This is a genomic window from Rhizobium sp. 25PS6, assembly GCF_032464655.1.
Taxonomy (GTDB): Bacteria; Pseudomonadota; Alphaproteobacteria; order Rhizobiales; family Rhizobiaceae; genus Rhizobium; species Rhizobium laguerreae.
The window spans coordinates 194,488-210,811 of sequence record NZ_JAWDIV010000001.1; the positions used below are offsets into that span (position 1 = coordinate 194,488).

General features: G+C 60.6%; 12 protein-coding genes. 6 read left to right on the plus strand and 6 right to left on the minus strand.

The window, feature by feature from the left end; all coding sequences use genetic code 11:
* The first annotated feature begins 12 nt into the window (after positions 1-12).
* From RWK44_RS00885 to RWK44_RS00905, 5 genes are all read left to right on the plus strand, one after another.
* The gene (locus RWK44_RS00885) at positions 13-1,119 is read left to right on the plus strand and encodes an NAD(P)-dependent alcohol dehydrogenase (protein WP_168281167.1); all 1,107 of its coding nucleotides are present in this window, start codon (positions 13-15) and stop codon (positions 1,117-1,119) included.
* 21 nt (positions 1,120-1,140) lie between these two features.
* Positions 1,141-2,580, plus strand: coding sequence for a coniferyl aldehyde dehydrogenase (locus tag RWK44_RS00890; RefSeq protein ID WP_316028221.1), 1,440 nt, complete (start codon positions 1,141-1,143; stop codon positions 2,578-2,580).
* 193 nt (positions 2,581-2,773) lie between these two features.
* Positions 2,774-4,702 carry a diguanylate cyclase gene (locus tag RWK44_RS00895; RefSeq protein WP_168281162.1) on the plus strand — a complete coding sequence of 643 codons (1,929 nt, stop codon included), beginning with the start codon at positions 2,774-2,776 and terminating at the stop codon, positions 4,700-4,702.
* Positions 4,703-4,783: 81 nt separating this feature from the next.
* Complete coding sequence (locus tag RWK44_RS00900; protein WP_316028222.1) at positions 4,784-7,078, plus strand: FdhF/YdeP family oxidoreductase; 2,295 nt, start codon at positions 4,784-4,786, stop codon at positions 7,076-7,078.
* The gene (locus RWK44_RS00905) at positions 7,075-7,359 is read left to right on the plus strand and encodes a hypothetical protein (RefSeq protein ID WP_221947248.1); all 285 of its coding nucleotides are present in this window, start codon (positions 7,075-7,077) and stop codon (positions 7,357-7,359) included. The genes RWK44_RS00900 and RWK44_RS00905 overlap by 4 nt, the downstream gene beginning before the upstream one ends.
* A gap of 28 nt (positions 7,360-7,387) precedes the next feature.
* Here RWK44_RS00905 and RWK44_RS00910 read toward each other — a convergent pair whose 3' ends face one another.
* The 6 genes from RWK44_RS00910 to RWK44_RS00935 form a co-directional block, all read right to left on the minus strand.
* A complete protein-coding gene (locus RWK44_RS00910) occupies positions 7,388-8,386 on the minus strand; it encodes an AraC family transcriptional regulator (RefSeq protein WP_316028223.1) in 999 nt (332 codons plus the stop codon).
* Positions 8,387-9,450: 1,064 nt separating this feature from the next.
* Positions 9,451-10,530 (minus strand): quaternary amine ABC transporter ATP-binding protein, encoded by a 1,080-nt coding sequence (locus tag RWK44_RS00915; RefSeq protein WP_168281148.1) that lies wholly within the window; start codon positions 10,528-10,530, stop codon positions 9,451-9,453.
* A complete protein-coding gene (locus RWK44_RS00920; protein WP_131662602.1) occupies positions 10,523-11,410 on the minus strand; it encodes an ABC transporter permease in 888 nt (295 codons plus the stop codon). Before RWK44_RS00920 ends, RWK44_RS00915 begins: the two co-directional genes overlap by 8 nt.
* A gap of 208 nt (positions 11,411-11,618) precedes the next feature.
* Positions 11,619-12,620 (minus strand): ABC transporter substrate-binding protein, encoded by a 1,002-nt coding sequence (locus RWK44_RS00925; protein WP_020047352.1) that lies wholly within the window; start codon positions 12,618-12,620, stop codon positions 11,619-11,621.
* A gap of 67 nt (positions 12,621-12,687) precedes the next feature.
* The gene (locus RWK44_RS00930) at positions 12,688-13,482 is read right to left on the minus strand and encodes a pyrroline-5-carboxylate reductase family protein (RefSeq protein ID WP_168281145.1); all 795 of its coding nucleotides are present in this window, start codon (positions 13,480-13,482) and stop codon (positions 12,688-12,690) included.
* A gap of 11 nt (positions 13,483-13,493) precedes the next feature.
* Positions 13,494-14,123: a TetR/AcrR family transcriptional regulator gene (locus RWK44_RS00935; RefSeq protein ID WP_029871401.1), complete on the minus strand. Its 630-nt coding sequence runs from the start codon at positions 14,121-14,123 to the stop codon at positions 13,494-13,496.
* Between the two features lie 147 nt (positions 14,124-14,270).
* On the opposite strand from RWK44_RS00935, the gene RWK44_RS00940 reads away from it, so the two are divergent.
* On the plus strand, positions 14,271-16,307 hold the full coding sequence (locus RWK44_RS00940; protein WP_316028224.1) for an NADH:flavin oxidoreductase: 2,037 nt from the start codon (positions 14,271-14,273) through the stop codon (positions 16,305-16,307).
* Positions 16,308-16,324: the final 17 nt, after the last annotated feature.

The window sequence follows — 16,324 nt, forward strand, 5'->3', positions numbered from 1 at the left end:
AGGAGGAAAGCAATGAAGATCCATGCCGCGGTGGCGCGTGCGCCGCATATGCCGTTTTCGCTGGAAAGGCTCGATCTGGAGGAGCCGCGCGAGGGTGAAATCCTTGTTCGCGTCGTGGCAACAGGGGTTTGCCACACCGACATCGTCATGCGTGACCAGCACTTGCCGGTGCCGCAGCCGGTCGTGCTCGGCCATGAAGGGGCCGGCATCGTCGAGCGCGTCGGGCCGGGCGTTGCCAAGGTCAGGCCCGGCGATCACGTGGTCATGACCTTCAATTCCTGCGGTCATTGCCCAAGCTGCAACGATCACGAGGAGACCTATTGCCACGAATTCTTCCCGCGCAATTTCTTCGGTGCGCGCGCCGATGGTTCGAGCGGGCTCTCATGCGAGGGAGAGCGGGTTCACGGCAATATTTTCGGGCAATCCTCCTTCGCCAGCCACGCGCTGTGCCATGAACGCAATATCGTGAAAGTGCCTGAGGATGCCGATCTGGCGCTGCTCGGGCCGCTTGCCTGCGGCATCCAGACCGGCGCCGGCGCGGTCATGAACGCGCTGAAGGTCGAGCCGGGAAAAGTGCTGGCGGTTTTCGGCATGGGCTCCGTCGGTCTTGCCGCCGTGATGGCGGCGCGGATCGTCGGCGCGTCACGGATCATCGCCGTCGATGTCAACGAGACGCGGCTGGCACTTGCGGCGGAACTCGGTGCGACCGATATCGTCAACGGCAAGGCAAGCGACGCGGTTGCCGCGATCATGGCGCTGACCGGCGCCGGCGTCGATTATTCGATCGATGCCTCCGGCGTGCCCGCGGTCATCGACCAGTGCGTACGGGTGCTGGCGCCGCGCGGCACCTGTGGCATCGTCGGGGCCTCGCCCCATGGCGCGACGCTGACGCTCGACCTCACCCATATCCTGTCGGGCGGGCGCCGGGTCCGCGGCATCGTCGAGGGCGATTCCAATCCCGATGTGCTGATCCCGTTGTTGATCGATCTGCATCGGCAGGGCCGCTTCCCCTTCGACAGGCTCATCACCTTCTATGATTTCGCCGACATCAACCAGGCGGTGGAGGATTCCGAAAAGGGCATCGTGCTGAAACCGGTCGTGCGTCAGCCGGCCGTTTGACACCGTTCAAGGGAGGAAACAATGAACACCGTCACCCCAATCGCCACCGATACCAGCCTTGATGTCATGAAGGCGCTGCTTGGCCGGCAAAGGGCGTCTTTCCTGAGGGACGGGCCGCCAGGTATCGAGACCCGCATCGATCGCATCGACCGCGTCATCGCCCTTCTCGTCGACCATAAGAATGCGATTGCCGCTGCCCTGTCGGAGGATTTCGGCAGCCGCAGCGTCGAGGCGAGCCTGCTTCTCGACGTCTTTACCTGCGTCGGTTCGCTCAAATATGCCAAGGCCCATCTTGCCGAATGGCTGAAGCCCGAGCAGCACGAGGCATTGTTCCCGGACGCGGTGGCCGAAGTGGTCTATCAGCCGAAGGGGGTTGTCGGAATCCTGAGCCCGTGGAATTTCCCTTATCAGCTCGCCCTTGCGCCGCTTGCCGGCATTCTCGCCGCCGGCAATCGCGCCATGATCAAGCCGTCGGAGGTGACGCCGGCCTCGGCCGCCTTGATGGCGGACCTCATTGCCAGCGCCTTCGACGAAACGGAAATCGCCGTCGTTCAGGGCGGACCGGCCACGGGCACGGCCTTTACATCACTCGCCTTCGACCATCTGATCTTCACCGGCGGAACCGCGATCGCCCATCACGTCATGCGCGCGGCGGCGGAAAACCTGACGCCGCTGACGCTCGAGCTCGGCGGAAAATCGCCCGTCATCATCGGCCGCTCGGCAGATCTCGCCGATGCGGCGCGGCGCGTCATGACCGTCAAGACGCTGAATGCCGGCCAGATCTGCCTTGCACCTGATCATGTCTATGTGCCCGAGGAAAGTGTCGAGGCCTTTGCCGCGCACGCGGTCGCGGCGGTCGGCGCGATGTATCCGGCGCTGAAGGAAAATCCTGATTATACTTCGATGGTCAATGCCCGCCATCACGCCCGCATCCAGGGCCTGATCGACGATGCCAGGGCCAAGGGTGCCCGCATCGTCGAGATCAACCCGGCGGCAGAGAATTTCTCCCAGCAGTCGGCCCACCGCATGCCTCCGACCCTGATCCTCGATCCGACGGAAGAGATGCGCGTGCTGCAGGAGGAAATCTTCGGACCCGTGCTGCCGGTCCTTCCCTATCGCGATATCGCCGACGTCATCGATCGTATCAAGGCCAAGCCGCGCCCGCTCGCTCTCTATTACTTCAGTCAGGATCAGCAAGAGGAGGCCCGCGTCCTCGACAATACGACTTCCGGCGGGGTGACGGTCAACGACTGCATGAGCCACGTCACGGCGGAAGGCCTGCCCTTCGGCGGCGTCGGCCATTCGGGCATGGGTGCCTATCACGGCAAGTTCGGCTTCCTCGCCTTCTCGCATCCGCGCGCCGTCTATCACCAGAGCAGGATGGTGGAAGCGGAATACATGATGCGGCCGCCTTATGGCGAGGGGATGCGCGGCTTCTTGGCGGCGGCGATCTGCAAATAGAAGAGAAGTGGCGGACGATGCCGTCGGCAGCCGGCTTGCCGACGGCACGGGATGGCCTGCGGCGTATACCTCATCGTCGCAGTAGTCGCCGCTTTCCTGTCGCAGCATTGCTGCCGGCCGGCCTGCGACGCATTGCGAACGAATATGCCCTGGTGGGTCTTTAGTTTAACGAAGCCCAAACCAGTATTGCCCTATGATTGGTTCGGATGACGTATTGGAAGGTGGATCCAACGCAGTGAATGGCATCTGGACGCAATTCGGTGGCAACCTGTCATTCGTGTGCCTGGCGATTTCGCTCTGGGCGCATTTCTCGATCCAATTTCAGAGTCGTTCGGTCATACAGGAAAAAATCGCCTTCGGACTCATAGCCGGCGGTGCCTCCATCGGGTCCATATTGCTGGCCGTCGAAGTCAATCCCGGCATCTATATCGACATGCGCTTTTCGCCGCTTGCTTTGGCGGGCATGTTTGGCGGACCGATCGCAGCGGCTTTTGCGGCGTCGCTGGCAATGGCCTTCCGCTTTGCTGTCGGCGGCACGGCCATGATCGATGGTCTGATCGCAATTGCTGTCGCGACCGGGATCGGCCTGGCTGCCAATGTCTGGATCCGGAAGAGATCTCCCGAGCTCATGGACGTTGCGCTGCTGAGCCTCGCGCTCGGCGCCGCACTTATTGTTTTGATGGCGGTGCTTCCCACACTGGTGCACGCCCGCGTATTGGCCATCATCGGTCTGCCGATGACGGTATTGAACTGCCTGGCGACGGCGCTGTGTGGTTTCGTTCTGTTGAAGACGCAGCAATGGGAGCTGGAGCGGAGCATCTTGGTGACCGCGTTTTCGCAGTCGCCCGACTATCTCTACGTGAAGGACAGAAACAGCCGGTTCATCACCGTCAATGAAAATATGATCCGCCTTTTTCGTTTCAGAACCACGGCGGAGATGACCGGATTGTCGGATTTCAATCTTATATCGCGGCCGCGCGCCGAAGAATTTTATTATCTCGAACAGCAGGTCATGGACACGGGGGTGCCCCTGATCGACTCCGTCGAGCGTATCGAAGACAGATATCTGCTCGCCTCCAAGGTGCCGCTGAAGGATAGGCAGGGGCGGGTGATCGGCCTTGCCGGCGTCACGCGTGACGTGACGGAGCGGACTGCTCTGGAGCGGGAATTGCGCAAGAGCAAGAACCTGCTGTCGCATGCAATGGCTGGCATGTCCGATGGCATCGCCATGTATGACAGCAAGGGTTTTCTCGTTTTTTGCAACGACCAGTATCGCACCGCCTTTCCGCTATCCGGGGACGCCCGCGTGGTTGGTGCGCATATCAGCGACATCCTTCGCCGCGTCGCCGAAACGGGCGAGCGCACCGGTATCCCGGAAAATGACCGTGAAGAGTGGATCAAGGCCACCGCCGCTACGTTGCATAGCAACAAGGACGAAGAGGTTCAGCTTCACAATGGCGACTGGCGCAGCATCCGGACAAGGCTAGCGGAAGACGGTACGGCAATGGCCGTTGTCTCAGACATCACAGCGACCAAGCAGGCGGAAATCGCGCTCAGGCTTTCGGCGGAACAGCTGAAGAACCTCGCTGAGACAGATGGACTCACCGGCATGGTCAATCGCCGGGCCTTCGACGAAGCTTTCGCACGTGAGACCGCAGGCAGCGCCAGGAAAAACACGCCGTTCAGCCTTTTGATGGTCGATATCGACCGCTTCAAGGCCTATAACGACACCTATGGTCATCCCGCCGGAGACCAATGCCTGCGTGTCGTCAGCAGGTGTCTGCGCCAGTCGGTAAGCCGCCCGGCAGACATCGTCGCACGCTACGGCGGAGAGGAATTCGTCGTTCTGCTCCCCGCAACCAGTGCGAAAGGCGCAATGATCGTTGCCGAGCAATTCGCACGTCTCCTCAGCCAGGAAAATATCGTTCACTCCGGCAGCGAATTCGGGCGGGTGACGGCCAGCATCGGCATATCCTGCGCGACGGGTGCCACCCTGAGGATAAACCCGAACCGCCTCCTGACCGAGGCCGATGCCGCGCTCTACGACGCCAAGATGCAAGGTCGCAATCGCATCCTGGCACATTCGCCCGACGAGCGGCAGACCATGAAGGACGTCGGTTAGACGGATCCTTGATAGGTTTTTCCTATCGAGCCATCGTTCGTGCGCTCTTGATGTTTTCCCCGCTTCGACAATACAGGGCGCATGGACACAAAATTCATTGGTAAGAAATCGGCGGCAGCCGGCGGCTGGGGCGCTTTGAAGAGCTGCGGCAAGCAGTTGCTGCAAAGCGGCATGCCCATTTCAGGGGCGCGGGCGATGCTGAAGGCGAACCAGCCGGATGGATTCGATTGCCCAGGCTGCGCCTGGGGCGACCCGGAGCAAGGATCGTCGTTCGAGTTCTGCGAGAACGGCGTGAAGGCCGTCGCCTGGGAGGCGACGGAGAAGCGGGCCACGCCCGCCTTCTTCGCGGAAAAGACTGTATCGCAGCTTCGCCAGCTGACGGACTATGAACTGGAACTCAATGGCCGCCTCACGCATCCGATGCGCTACGATGCGGCGAGCGACCGTTACCTGCCGGTCGCGTGGGAGGATGCATTTGCCGAGATCGGCAGCATTCTGACAGGCCTCGATAATCCGAACCGGGCGGAATTCTACACGTCGGGCCGGGCGAGCAATGAGGCCGCCTTCCTGTATCAGCTGTTCGTGCGCGTCTACGGCACCAACAATTTTCCCGATTGCTCCAACATGTGCCACGAGGCGAGCGGCATTGCCATGCGTCAGGCGGTCGGTGTGGGCAAGGGTACCGTGTTGCTGGAGGATTTCGAAGAGGCGGACGCGATCTTCGTGATCGGACAGAACCCGGGCACCAACCATCCGAGGATGCTCGGCGACTTGCGCCGGGCGGCGATCCGCGGCGCACGCGTCGTCGTCTTCAATCCCATCCGCGAACGCGGCCTGGAGCGCTTCTCCGACCCCCAGGACAAGGTCGAGATGCTGCGCGGCGGTTCGACCGATATCGCCAGCCTTTATCTGCAGCCGCAGCTCGGCGGCGACATGGCCGCGGTGCGCGGGATGGCAAAGGCCGTGCTGGCTGCGGAAGACGCAGCGGTCGCCGCCGGCCTGCCCTCCGTTCTCGACCACGCATTTCTCGCCGAACACTGTGCGGGTTTTGCAGAATACCGGGCAGCGGTCGAGGCGACGAGCTGGGCTGAGATCGAGGACCAATCGGGACTGAGCCGGCAGGAGATCGAACGGGCGGCCGATGTCTATATCAACGCCGAGCGGGTCATCTGCACCTGGGCGATGGGCGTGACCCAGCATCTGCATTCCGTGGCGACGATCCGCGAGATCGCCAACTTCATGTTCCTGCGCGGCAATATCGGCCGGCCGGGGGCCGGCCTTTGCCCGGTTCGCGGCCATTCCAACGTGCAGGGCGACCGCACCGTCGGCATCAACGAAAAGCCATCGGATGATTTCCTCGATGCGCTGGAGAAGCATTTCCGCTTCACCGTTCCCCGCGAACACGGCCACAATGTCCTTGCCGCGATCGGAGCAATGCTCGACGGCTCGGCTGAGGCCTTCATCGGGCTTGGCGGCAATTTCGCCCGCGCCACGCCCGACAGCGCACTCGTTGAAAAGGCGCTTCGGCGGCTGAAACTGACGGTGCATATCGCCACCAAACCCAATCATTCGCATCTCATGCCCGGCGAGACGGCCTTCATCCTGCCGTGCCTCGGACGCACCGAGATGGATCTGAACGCGGCGGGCAAGTCCCAGCTCGTGAGCGTCGAGGATTCGATGAGCATGGTGCATGGTTCCGCCGGCATCAATCGTCCGGCCTCGCCGCATCTCCTCTCGGAAGTCGCCATCATTGCCGGCATTGCGCAAGCGACGGTCGGCTCCGCCGTGGTCGACTGGGCAGAGCTTGCCGACGATCACGACCGCATCCGCGATCATATCGAGGCGACCATTCCGGGCTTCGAAAACTACAATAAGCGCCTGCGCAAGCCGCGCGGTTTTCACCTGCGCAACACCGCCGCCCATCGGGAGTGGGATACGCCGGCAGGCAAGGCATCATTTTCTTCCGAAGCGCTTCCGGAGGAGACGGTGCATCAGCGTGCGCGAAAGGGCGAGGGGCGTTTCGCCCTGCAGACGTTCCGGTCACACGATCAATACAATACGACGGTTTATGGTCTCGATGACCGATACCGCGGCGTCTACGGGGAGCGGCAGGTCATCTTCATTCATCCAGCCGACCTGGAGGCGATGAATGCCAAGGCCGGTGACCGGGTCGACGTGGTCGGCGAGCATGATGACGGTATCGAGCGTATCGCTGAGAATTTCCGCTTTGTGCCCTATGACATTCCGCGAGGAAGCATCGCGGGTTATTATCCCGAACTGAACGTGCTCGTGCCGCTTGGCAGCGCCGGTACGGAAAGCGATACGCCCACCTCGAAATCCATCATGGTGTCCTTCCGCTGGCGAAAAGCCGCGTGAGCGAAGAGGCGTCCGACGCCGATCGTTTTCTTGCCCTCGTCGCTGCGGCGCAAGGCAAAGATGTCGGGCTGACATCCATACAGGCCGGTCTCCTTGTCGCCGCGGAGCTGGGGATTGCGCGTGACAGCCGCGCCTTTGCGCGCAAGCTGGGGATCGCGCATTCTCTCGTGCTCAGGGAACTCAACGTCCTGGTGGAACGCGAAGGGCTGCTGCGGATCGTGAAGCGGGATCTGAGGACGATGAGAGTGCATTACATGTTGCCGCCGCGGGACGAGGCGTAAAACACCCCTGCACCGGAAGCCACGGTCGCTATCGACGGATTACGCGCTTCCTGGTGTCGGAGGGGTATTCTCCGTATGTGGTTTTATAGACTGCGGAAAACCGGCCGAAATGAAAGAAGCCCCATTTGAGGCAGATGGCCTTCATGGTCTCCTTGCTCTCGGGATCGAGCAGATCCTGGCGCGCGGCGCGCAGCCGAAGCGTCAGCAGATAGGCGGCGGGAGAGGTCCCCCTGAACGCACGAAAACCGGTTTCGAGTGCCCGGCTGGAGACGCCGGCCGCTTCGGCCACCTTCAGCATGGTGATCGGCTGATCGATATTGGCATGCATGAATTCGATCGCCCTGCGGACGTGCCGGGGGGCGATCAGGGCGGGGCCATTCTCCAGGAAATGCGACAGCCGGTGCGGCACCAGGCGCACGACCAGATCGGCCAGCGCCTGCGTCATATGCGCCATGGCGATCGGCGACTGCAGCAAGGGCCCATCGTTGCGCATGCCCAGGATGATCGTTTCCGTGAGATTGCTGATCAACCGGCCTTCCGGCTTGGACAGATCCAGTTCGGGCAGCAGGTCGAGGGAGCCGTTGAACGGCATCTCGAAAGTCTGGCCGATCGTCTGCAGGATGACGGGCCAGTTGATCAGCAACTCGTCGATGACGTTCGATTGCCCATGCATGATGACGCTGTCGGGTTCGAAATTGTTATAAAGAAGCAATTTTCCTTGCCCGGCCTCGGCGATGCGGGACCCATAGGTTACCCCCATGCCGCCGCTGCGCGGCACGACGATCGACAGATACTCCGACGTATCGACGGTCGGCTCGATATTGAACTGAAACTCCGCCTCGTGATAACCCGTGAGCAGGACGGCCTTGTCACAGACGGAGAAATCCAGTCCCCAATGGAAGTCCTGGGCGCGGCCGACAGGCTCGGCATCAAATGCGCCAAAAGCGCCGCCCAGCGTTTCGACCATGTTGTCGAAGGACGAACCACTAAATCGAAATGAAAATGGGGGAGGGCTATTTTCAGTCATGCTGCTCCCATTGTTCGATGTGGCTGTTTCGACATGCCCTTCTTGGCCGCTCTGAGATGCCAGCCTGATGGCGATCCGCGCGGGTGTCGGATTGGTGCACTCTGCCAGTCTTGTCAGTCGTCATGCATCCTCCGCCGCAGGGCTTCATCAGGGCCAGCAGATGGTCTGGATGAGCGGAGCTTACCTGTATATTAGATGATTATAATTTATAGTGAAGCGGCTTGCCGCCGAGCAGGTGGATTTCCGCATGACATCGGCATCGATATCAGCGGCTTTCGGCAGCCGATGCAGGCCGAATTCGGGCGTGGCGGGCGTCGAAAAGACCAACCCGTTGAATGCATTATCGATCGTTCCCATCCAGCGCAGATTTGTCGCCCAGACGACATGAGCTGACAGAACCCGCCGGAATAGGCAAGACGTCACGCTGCCGGTTATGGTGATAACCCCGCTGATAAAACGACTACGCTAAAGGAATGATTTTACAGCTGTATCCGCCACGCCACAGATTTACCCGCGGCGATCTTGCCGGATGCACATCATCTGAAGCTTATAGGGAACGCCCCATTCGAGAGCCGCGCAGTCGCCTGCCGAAGGTTCTTAGTGGACCGCTTAAAGAGGGCCTTCGGCAGGCGACAGGCATGCAGGCATACGCACGGGATGGAGTGCGTATGTACGATCCCTTCCATCCTGTTGGGGGTGATGGGATGGACGGGCTTGGCTTTGGGACCGCAAACCATCATGGTCTTGGTCGGGTTTCATCTTACTGTTCCTTAGCTATGGAGCAATTGTCGGGTCCCGATATTGTCGGCCAACCGGCTTTTCGTGACGCAGTCTGGACTGACCTTGCGCAAAATGTATATGGACCAGCGTCGCCGAAGCCGCCTGTTGCGCGCAATGAACTGCGCGAAGTGGATAGAGATCTTTAGTTTCTCATTGGGCACGAACGATGGGACGCCGGCATGATGCCGCCGCGCGCGATGCGTTCGGTTCTTCTGAGCTGAGCAATGATTTCTCACTGAAGGCACAAGCGACGGATCGTTTCCAAAACGGACGCACGTGCAGCTTCAAAGTGCGACCGAGAGGGCGCTGTCGCGCCGGGGGGCCACCTCCTGCGAGTTCACCATTGCGCCCGCGAGCTGGCGGAAGGTGACAAGACCCAATGCTTCCCCGGATGGTGAAACCACCCTGGCATCGTCGTGCGCCGCCGATGCCAGGATCCGGACGGCGTCTTCGACGGTCGTGCCTGATGCGATCGTCAATCCGCCTGGCGCCGCACCGGAATGCAGGGGTGTCATGACGGCGTCGACCTGAATGACCCGGCCTCGATTGACCTCCTTGACGAAGTTGGCGATGTAGGCGTCGGCCGGACGCAGAACGATGTCCTGGCTGGTGCCCTGCTGGATGACTTCGCCATCGCGCAGGATCGCAATCTGGTCGCCCAGCCGAAGGGCTTCGTCGAGATCGTGGGTGATGAAGACGATGGTCTTCTTGATCTCCTTCTGAATGTCGAGAAGGACCGTCTGCATATCCGTACGGATCAAAGGGTCGAGCGCCGAATAGGCCTCGTCCATCAGCAGAACCGGCGCATCGTTCGAGAGGGCTCGCGCCAGCCCGACGCGCTGCTGCATGCCGCCCGAGAGCTGGTTGGGATATTTGCTCTCGAAGCCCTTCAGGCCGACCCGCTCCAGCCAGCCCATGGCGACGTCGACGGCTTTCGAGCGCTCCATGCCCTGCACTTCGCGGCCGAAGATAGTATTGTCGAGAACGTTCCGGTGCGGCAGAAGCGCGAACTTCTGAAACACCATTGCCGTCTGGTGCCGGCGAAACGTCCGCAATTCGGTCTCGTTCATTTTCACCACATCGACGCCGTCGACAAGCACTTCGCCGGCGGTTGGATCGATCAGACGGTTGATGTGGCGGATGAGCGTCGACTTGCCCGAACCCGAAAGGCCCATGATGACCTGGATACGGCCCGAGGGTATCTCGACATTGATATCTTTTAGGCCGAGCACGTGGCCGTGCTTTTCGTTGAGCTCGGTCTTCGACAGTCCCTTGTGGACGGCATCGACATGAGCGGCAGGATTGGGACCGAAGATCTTGTAGAGGTGGCGGATCTTGATGCCGCCGAAACGTTGATCAGCCATGGACGATCTCTCGATGCTTCTGGAGCCGCTTGCCATACGCCTGGCTGACCCGGTCGAAGATGATGGCAATGCCGACGATGGCAAGGCCGTTGAAAATACCCAGGGTGAAGTACTGGTTGGCGATGGCTTTCAGAACCGGCTGGCCAAGGCCCTGGACGCCGATCATCGAAGCGACGACGACCATGGCGAGCGCCATCATGATGGTCTGGTTGATACCAGCCATGATGGTGGGAAGCGCCAGCGGCAGCTGAACCTTGAACAGCTTCTGCGAGCTCGACGTTCCGAACGCATCGGCTGCCTCGAGCACGTCCTTGTCGACCAGCCGGATACCGAGGTCGGTCAGTCTTATCATCGGCGGGATGGCATAGATGACGACGGCGATCAGTCCCGGTACCTTGCCGATGCCGAGCAGCATGACGACAGGGATCAGATAGACGAAGCTCGGCATGGTCTGCATGACGTCGAGGATCGGATTGATAACGCGCTGCAGCCGGTCGGAACGCGCCATCAATATCCCCATGGGAATGCCGATGGCGATGGAGAGCACGGTACAGACGAAGATCATCGAGACCGTCCGCATCGTATCGTCCCACATGTCGAAATAGCCGATCAGCAGCAGGGTGACGAGACAGCCGAAGACGATCTTCAGGCTGCGGCTCGCAAACCATGCGATGACAAGGATGATCGCCGTAATGATCGGCCACGGCGTCTGCGTCATGAAGCGGTCGGCGGCGATCAGGAAATGCTGCAGCGGAGAGAAGAGGCTTTCGATCGCGTCGCCGTAGGTGCGGGTAAATGCGCGAAAACCGTCATCGATCGCCTTCTTCAGATTGCGAAGGGCATCGTCATCCATATGCGGGAATTCATAAAACCATTCCATTCGGTTCCCCTTTTTCTTCAAAGAGCCGCGGCAGTCTTTTTGATTTTATCGGCAGCGAGAGGCGGTGCGCATTGAGCGCACCGCAGTAGTCGGTGTGAGAGCATGATGCCGAAAAGTGTGATCTGTTTTCGGACGACATCATGCTCTCACTATTTAGCTTAGAACAGGATTCAGATTTTAAGCCGAACAGGCCTAAAATCATCCTGTTCTAGAGAGCAGCTTCGATCTTCGTGGCTGCCTCAGGCGAGACCCACTTGGTCCAGAGGTCCTTGTTTTCTTTGAGGAAGTGCTTGGCACCGTCCTCGCCGGTCGCCTGGTTGTCGGTCATCCAGGCCATGAGCTTGTTGACCGTTTCATTGCTCCAGGAGCGCTTCGTCAGATAGTCCATGACTTCAGGGCCGACCTTTTCCGAGAAAGGCTTTGCAACCAGGGTGACGATCTTGTCGACCGGCCATGCATTCGGCTTCGGATCAGGGCAATCGGCAACGGTATTGCAGCGCTTCCATTCGGCGGCGTCGTTCGGCACGCCGGCTTCCAGCTTGACCATCTCATACTTGCCGAGCAGAGCGGTCGGCGCCCAGTAATAGCCGGCCCAGCCTTCCTTGCGTTCGTAGGCCTTGGAAATCGAACCATCGAGGCCGGCAGCCGAGCCGGTATCGACGAGGGTGAAGCCGGCCTTGTCGGCTTCGAAGGCCTTGTAGAGCTGCGTCGTCACCACGGTGCCGCCCCAGCCCTGCGGCCCGTTGTAGATCGCGCCCTTCTTGGGATCCTCAGGAGCGGGGAAGAGTTCCGGATGCTTCAGCACGTCGCCGATGGTCTTGATATCAGGATGGGCATCGGCCAGATATTTGGGAATCCACCAACCCTGCACGCCGCCATCGGGCAGCGGAGAGCCGACCTGGACGATCCGGCCTTCTTCCGTTCCCTTCTTGACGACATCCGGCAGCAGGTCGATCCATGCTTCCGGTGCGATGTCCGGCTGGCCCTTTTCGGCCATCGAGGTGATCGTCGGGACGGTATCGCCGACGGTGATTTCGGCCTCACAGCCATAACCTTCGTTCAGGATGAACTTGTCGAGGTTGGAGAGAACCTCTGCACTCTGCCAGTTCATGCTGGCGATGGTGACAGTGCCGCATTCGGCGGCGCTGGCGAAAGACGCCCCGCCGATCAGGCCGAACGTCAGACATGTCGATGCGAATAGTTTTTTCATTCTCGTTCCCTCTGTTTAGCGGCCGGTTTTGCCGAGCGGGGCGCCGCAGGACCCGCTCCAACGGTTGTCAGGAAGCCTCTCCCATACTCACCGATTTCTTGAATGCCGCCGATAGTCCCTTCGCGACCGAAGCGTCGAACCCAGCAGCACGCATGCCTTCGATGGCTGCCGCCGTGGTTCCGCGATAGCCGAGAAAGGTTTGAACGACATCGTCAGGAGATTCGTCTTGGCGCTCCAGCAGGCGGCCGGCGCCCGTGATCACCGTGTTGACGGCGCGGCGCGCAATCTCCGCCGACAGGCCATTTGCCACGGCGTCGCTCATCATGGCGGCGGCGAGCAATGCCGGGAACGCCGGTCCTGACCCGGAAAGGCCGGTGAGGTAATCGATGTCGCTTTCCCTTGCGACCTCGTCCTCAGATCCGCATGCCTGAAAAATCGCGCGGACAAGCGCCCGGTCGCCTTCGCTGACATCGCTCGCGCCAATCCACGGCGTATAGGACTTGGCCACTTCGGCGGCGGCGTTCGGCAAAGCGCGGACGACCCGCCTGGTCTTGTGGCGCTCGGAAAGTGCGTCCAGGCGGATGCCCGCCATGACAGATATCACAAGCTTGCCGCCGGCATCGACATCAAGAGCACGCCAGTCATCAGGACGGACGGAGAGAAGGATCACGTCCGAACGGTCGGCAAGCGCCTGATTGTCCGTGGCCAGGAATGAATTCGGGAAGCGGCGCGGCTGCTCGCTGCGATAGGAGAGGGAGAGATTTCGAGGTTCGATCCGGCCGGCATCAAGGATCGAGCCGGCGATTGCGCCGCCAAGCCATCCGCCGCCGCCAATGATCCCGATCCTCAAGGACACGCTCATCCCGGCGTTCCCTAACCCGGCCTGTAGCCATGCCGGGAGAAGAAGCGATCGAGCTCCCTCTGCTGCGGCACTTCGCCGGTGTAGATCGCGATATATTCGGGAATCCGTTTCATGCGGACGGCGAGTTCCTCCTTGGCTTGCATAGAGATGTATCCGATCTGCACGAGGTAAGTTGTTCGCGCTCGGACATCTGATGTCGCTTCTGGTAGCCCGAACCGGATAAACATCCGCTTGAGAGCTTCGAGGCGAAGCTGATCGGCTTGCCGGACCTCGGCGAGAATCTCGTCGGACTGCAGCGCCCAACTGCGTACAGCGAATTCGAACCTGGCGTCGAACAGATCATTGTTGAGCCAGCAATCGAAGACGTTGAGCATCGCCTCGGCAAGCGATTCCGCGTAGGCTTCGGACTGCTTGACGATGTTGCCGGTGTTTTTGTCGCGCCAGCGCGCCACGAGCCCGGCCAGAAGCTCTTCCCGGTCCTTGAAAAACCAGTAGAAACTCGTGCGCGAGAGATTGAGCTTCTTCGCCAGCGGCAGAATTTTCACCGAATCCACGCCGGAATCCAGCAGCGAGTGGTAAGCTGCTTCCAGCCATCCCTCCTGTGATCCGCGCCAGCCAGTGTCGTTCAAAGCCTGATCCATGGGCTATCTCCTATCAAATTATCAAGCCGCGCACAAGAAAAATGTACATCAGTGTCGAAAACAACGACCCAGTTGTTTTCAATGTTGACACATATGTACATTATGCTTAGCGTCTGCCCTGACGTTTTTAATCCGGAACCACGGCCCATGTCGAACGATCCCCTTCTTCAACCCTACCAGCTCAAGCATCTGACGCTACGCAACCGTATCATCGTGACCTCCCACGAACCGGCCTATCCGGAAGACGGCATGCCGAAGGAGAGGTACCGTGCCTATACGGTGGAGCGGGCAAAGGGCGGGGTGGCCCTGACGATGACGGCCGGCTCGGCTGCGGTTTCCAGAGACAGCCCGCCGGTGTTCAACAATCTGCTCGCCTATAAGGACGAGATCGTACCCTGGGTCAGGGAAATGACCGACGCCGTGCATGAAGAGGGTGCGGCGATCATGATTCAGCTCACTCATCTCGGCCGGCGCACGCGCTGGGACAAGGGCGACTGGCTGCCTGTCGTGGCGCCATCGCATCAGCGCGAGGCGTCCCACCGCGCCTTCCCGAAGAAGATGGAAGATTGGGACATCGAGCGCATCATCAAGGATTTCGCCGACGCTGCCGAGCGCATGAAGGCAGGCGGCATGGACGGTGTCGAACTGGAAGCCTACGGCCACCTGATCGATCAGTTCACGTCTCCGCTCACCAACGAGCTCGACGGTCCCTACGGCGGCTCGCTCGACAACCGTTTGCGCTTCTGCTTCGACGTCTTCAAGGCGATCCGGCAAAGGGTGGGGAACGACTTCATTCTGGGCGTGCGCTACACCGCCGACGAATGTCTTCCCGGCGGTACCGGCAAGGGCGACGGCATCGAAATCTCCAAGCGTCTGAAGGCAAGCGGCCTGATCGATTACCTGAACGTTATCCGCGGTCACATCGATACCGATGCGGGTCTCACCGACGTAATCCCGATCCAGGGCATGGCGAATTCGCCGCATCTCGATTTCGCCGGCGAAATTCGCGCCGCAACCGATTTCCCGACCTTCCATGCGGCGAAAATTCCTGACGTCGCCACTGCGCGCCACGCGATCGCCTCCGGCAAGGTCGACATGGTCGGCATGACCCGCGCCCACATGACCGACCCCCATATCGTCCGCAAGATCATCGAAAAGCGGGAAGACGATATTCGTCCCTGCGTCGGCGCCAATTACTGTCTCGATCGCATCTACCAGGGCGGGGCCGCCTTCTGTATCCACAATGCCGCCACCGGCCGCGAACTGACCATGCCGCATATCGTGGCGAAGGCTGAGGCCAAGAAAAAGGTCGTCATTGTCGGCGCCGGACCGGCCGGTTTGGAAGCGGCCCGCGTCGCCGGAGAACGCGGCCACCAGGTCGTCGTTTTCGAAGCGGCGAACAATCCCGGCGGCCAGATCCGCCTCACCGCCCAGAGCGAGCGCCGCAGGGAAATGATCAGCATCATCGACTGGCGCATGAGCCAGTGCGAGAAATACGATGTCACCTTCCACTTCAACACCTGGGCGGAAGCCGATACCATCCAGGCCGAGAACCCCGATGTCGTCATCATCGCGACCGGCGGCTTGCCGCATACCGAGGTTCTCGCCAGCGGCAACGACCTGGTGGTCTCGTCATGGGACATCATCTCCGGCGACGTGAAGCCTGGAACCAACGTGCTGATCTTCGACGACGCCGGCGATCATGCCGGCCTTCAGGCAGCGGAGTTTCTTGCCAAGGCCGGCGCCAAGGTCGAGATCATGACGCCGGACCGGTCCTTCGCGCCCGAGGTCATGGCCATGAACCTGGTGCCTTATATGCGGTCTCTTCAGAAGCACGATGTGACCTTCACCGTCACCTACCGTCTCGAAGCCGTCGAGAAGAGCGGCAACCAACTCGTCGCCCATGTCGGCAGCGATTACGGCGGGATCGCCAGGCAGCACAGCTTCGACCAGATCGTCGTCAATCATGGAACCATTCCGCTCGACGAGCTCTATTTCGAACTGAAGCCCAGCTCGAGCAATCTCGGCGAGATGTCGCACGATCAGCTTCTTTCCGGAGAACCTCAGTCCGTCATTCGCAATCCTGATGGCAAGTTTCAGCTGTTCCGGATCGGCGATGCGGTCGCCGCACGCAACACGCATGCCGCCGTCTATGACGGGCTGCGCATTGCGAAAGATATCTGATCGCAAGAGCGGACCGC

Coding starts and splice junctions, on each gene's coding strand:
- RWK44_RS00940 (WP_316028224.1), top strand. CDS start 14,271: ATGTCGAACGATCCCCTTCTTCAACCCTACCAGCTCAAGCATCTGACG.
- RWK44_RS00910 (WP_316028223.1), bottom strand. CDS start 8,386: ATGACTGAAAATAGCCCTCCCCCATTTTCATTTCGATTTAGTGGTTCG.
- RWK44_RS00895 (WP_168281162.1), top strand. CDS start 2,774: ATGATTGGTTCGGATGACGTATTGGAAGGTGGATCCAACGCAGTGAAT.
- RWK44_RS00885 (WP_168281167.1), top strand. CDS start 13: ATGAAGATCCATGCCGCGGTGGCGCGTGCGCCGCATATGCCGTTTTCG.
- RWK44_RS00920 (WP_131662602.1), bottom strand. CDS start 11,410: ATGGAATGGTTTTATGAATTCCCGCATATGGATGACGATGCCCTTCGC.
- RWK44_RS00890 (WP_316028221.1), top strand. CDS start 1,141: ATGAACACCGTCACCCCAATCGCCACCGATACCAGCCTTGATGTCATG.
- RWK44_RS00930 (WP_168281145.1), bottom strand. CDS start 13,482: ATGAGCGTGTCCTTGAGGATCGGGATCATTGGCGGCGGCGGATGGCTT.
- RWK44_RS00900 (WP_316028222.1), top strand. CDS start 4,784: ATGGACACAAAATTCATTGGTAAGAAATCGGCGGCAGCCGGCGGCTGG.
- RWK44_RS00925 (WP_020047352.1), bottom strand. CDS start 12,620: ATGAAAAAACTATTCGCATCGACATGTCTGACGTTCGGCCTGATCGGC.
- RWK44_RS00915 (WP_168281148.1), bottom strand. CDS start 10,530: ATGGCTGATCAACGTTTCGGCGGCATCAAGATCCGCCACCTCTACAAG.
- RWK44_RS00935 (WP_029871401.1), bottom strand. CDS start 14,123: ATGGATCAGGCTTTGAACGACACTGGCTGGCGCGGATCACAGGAGGGA.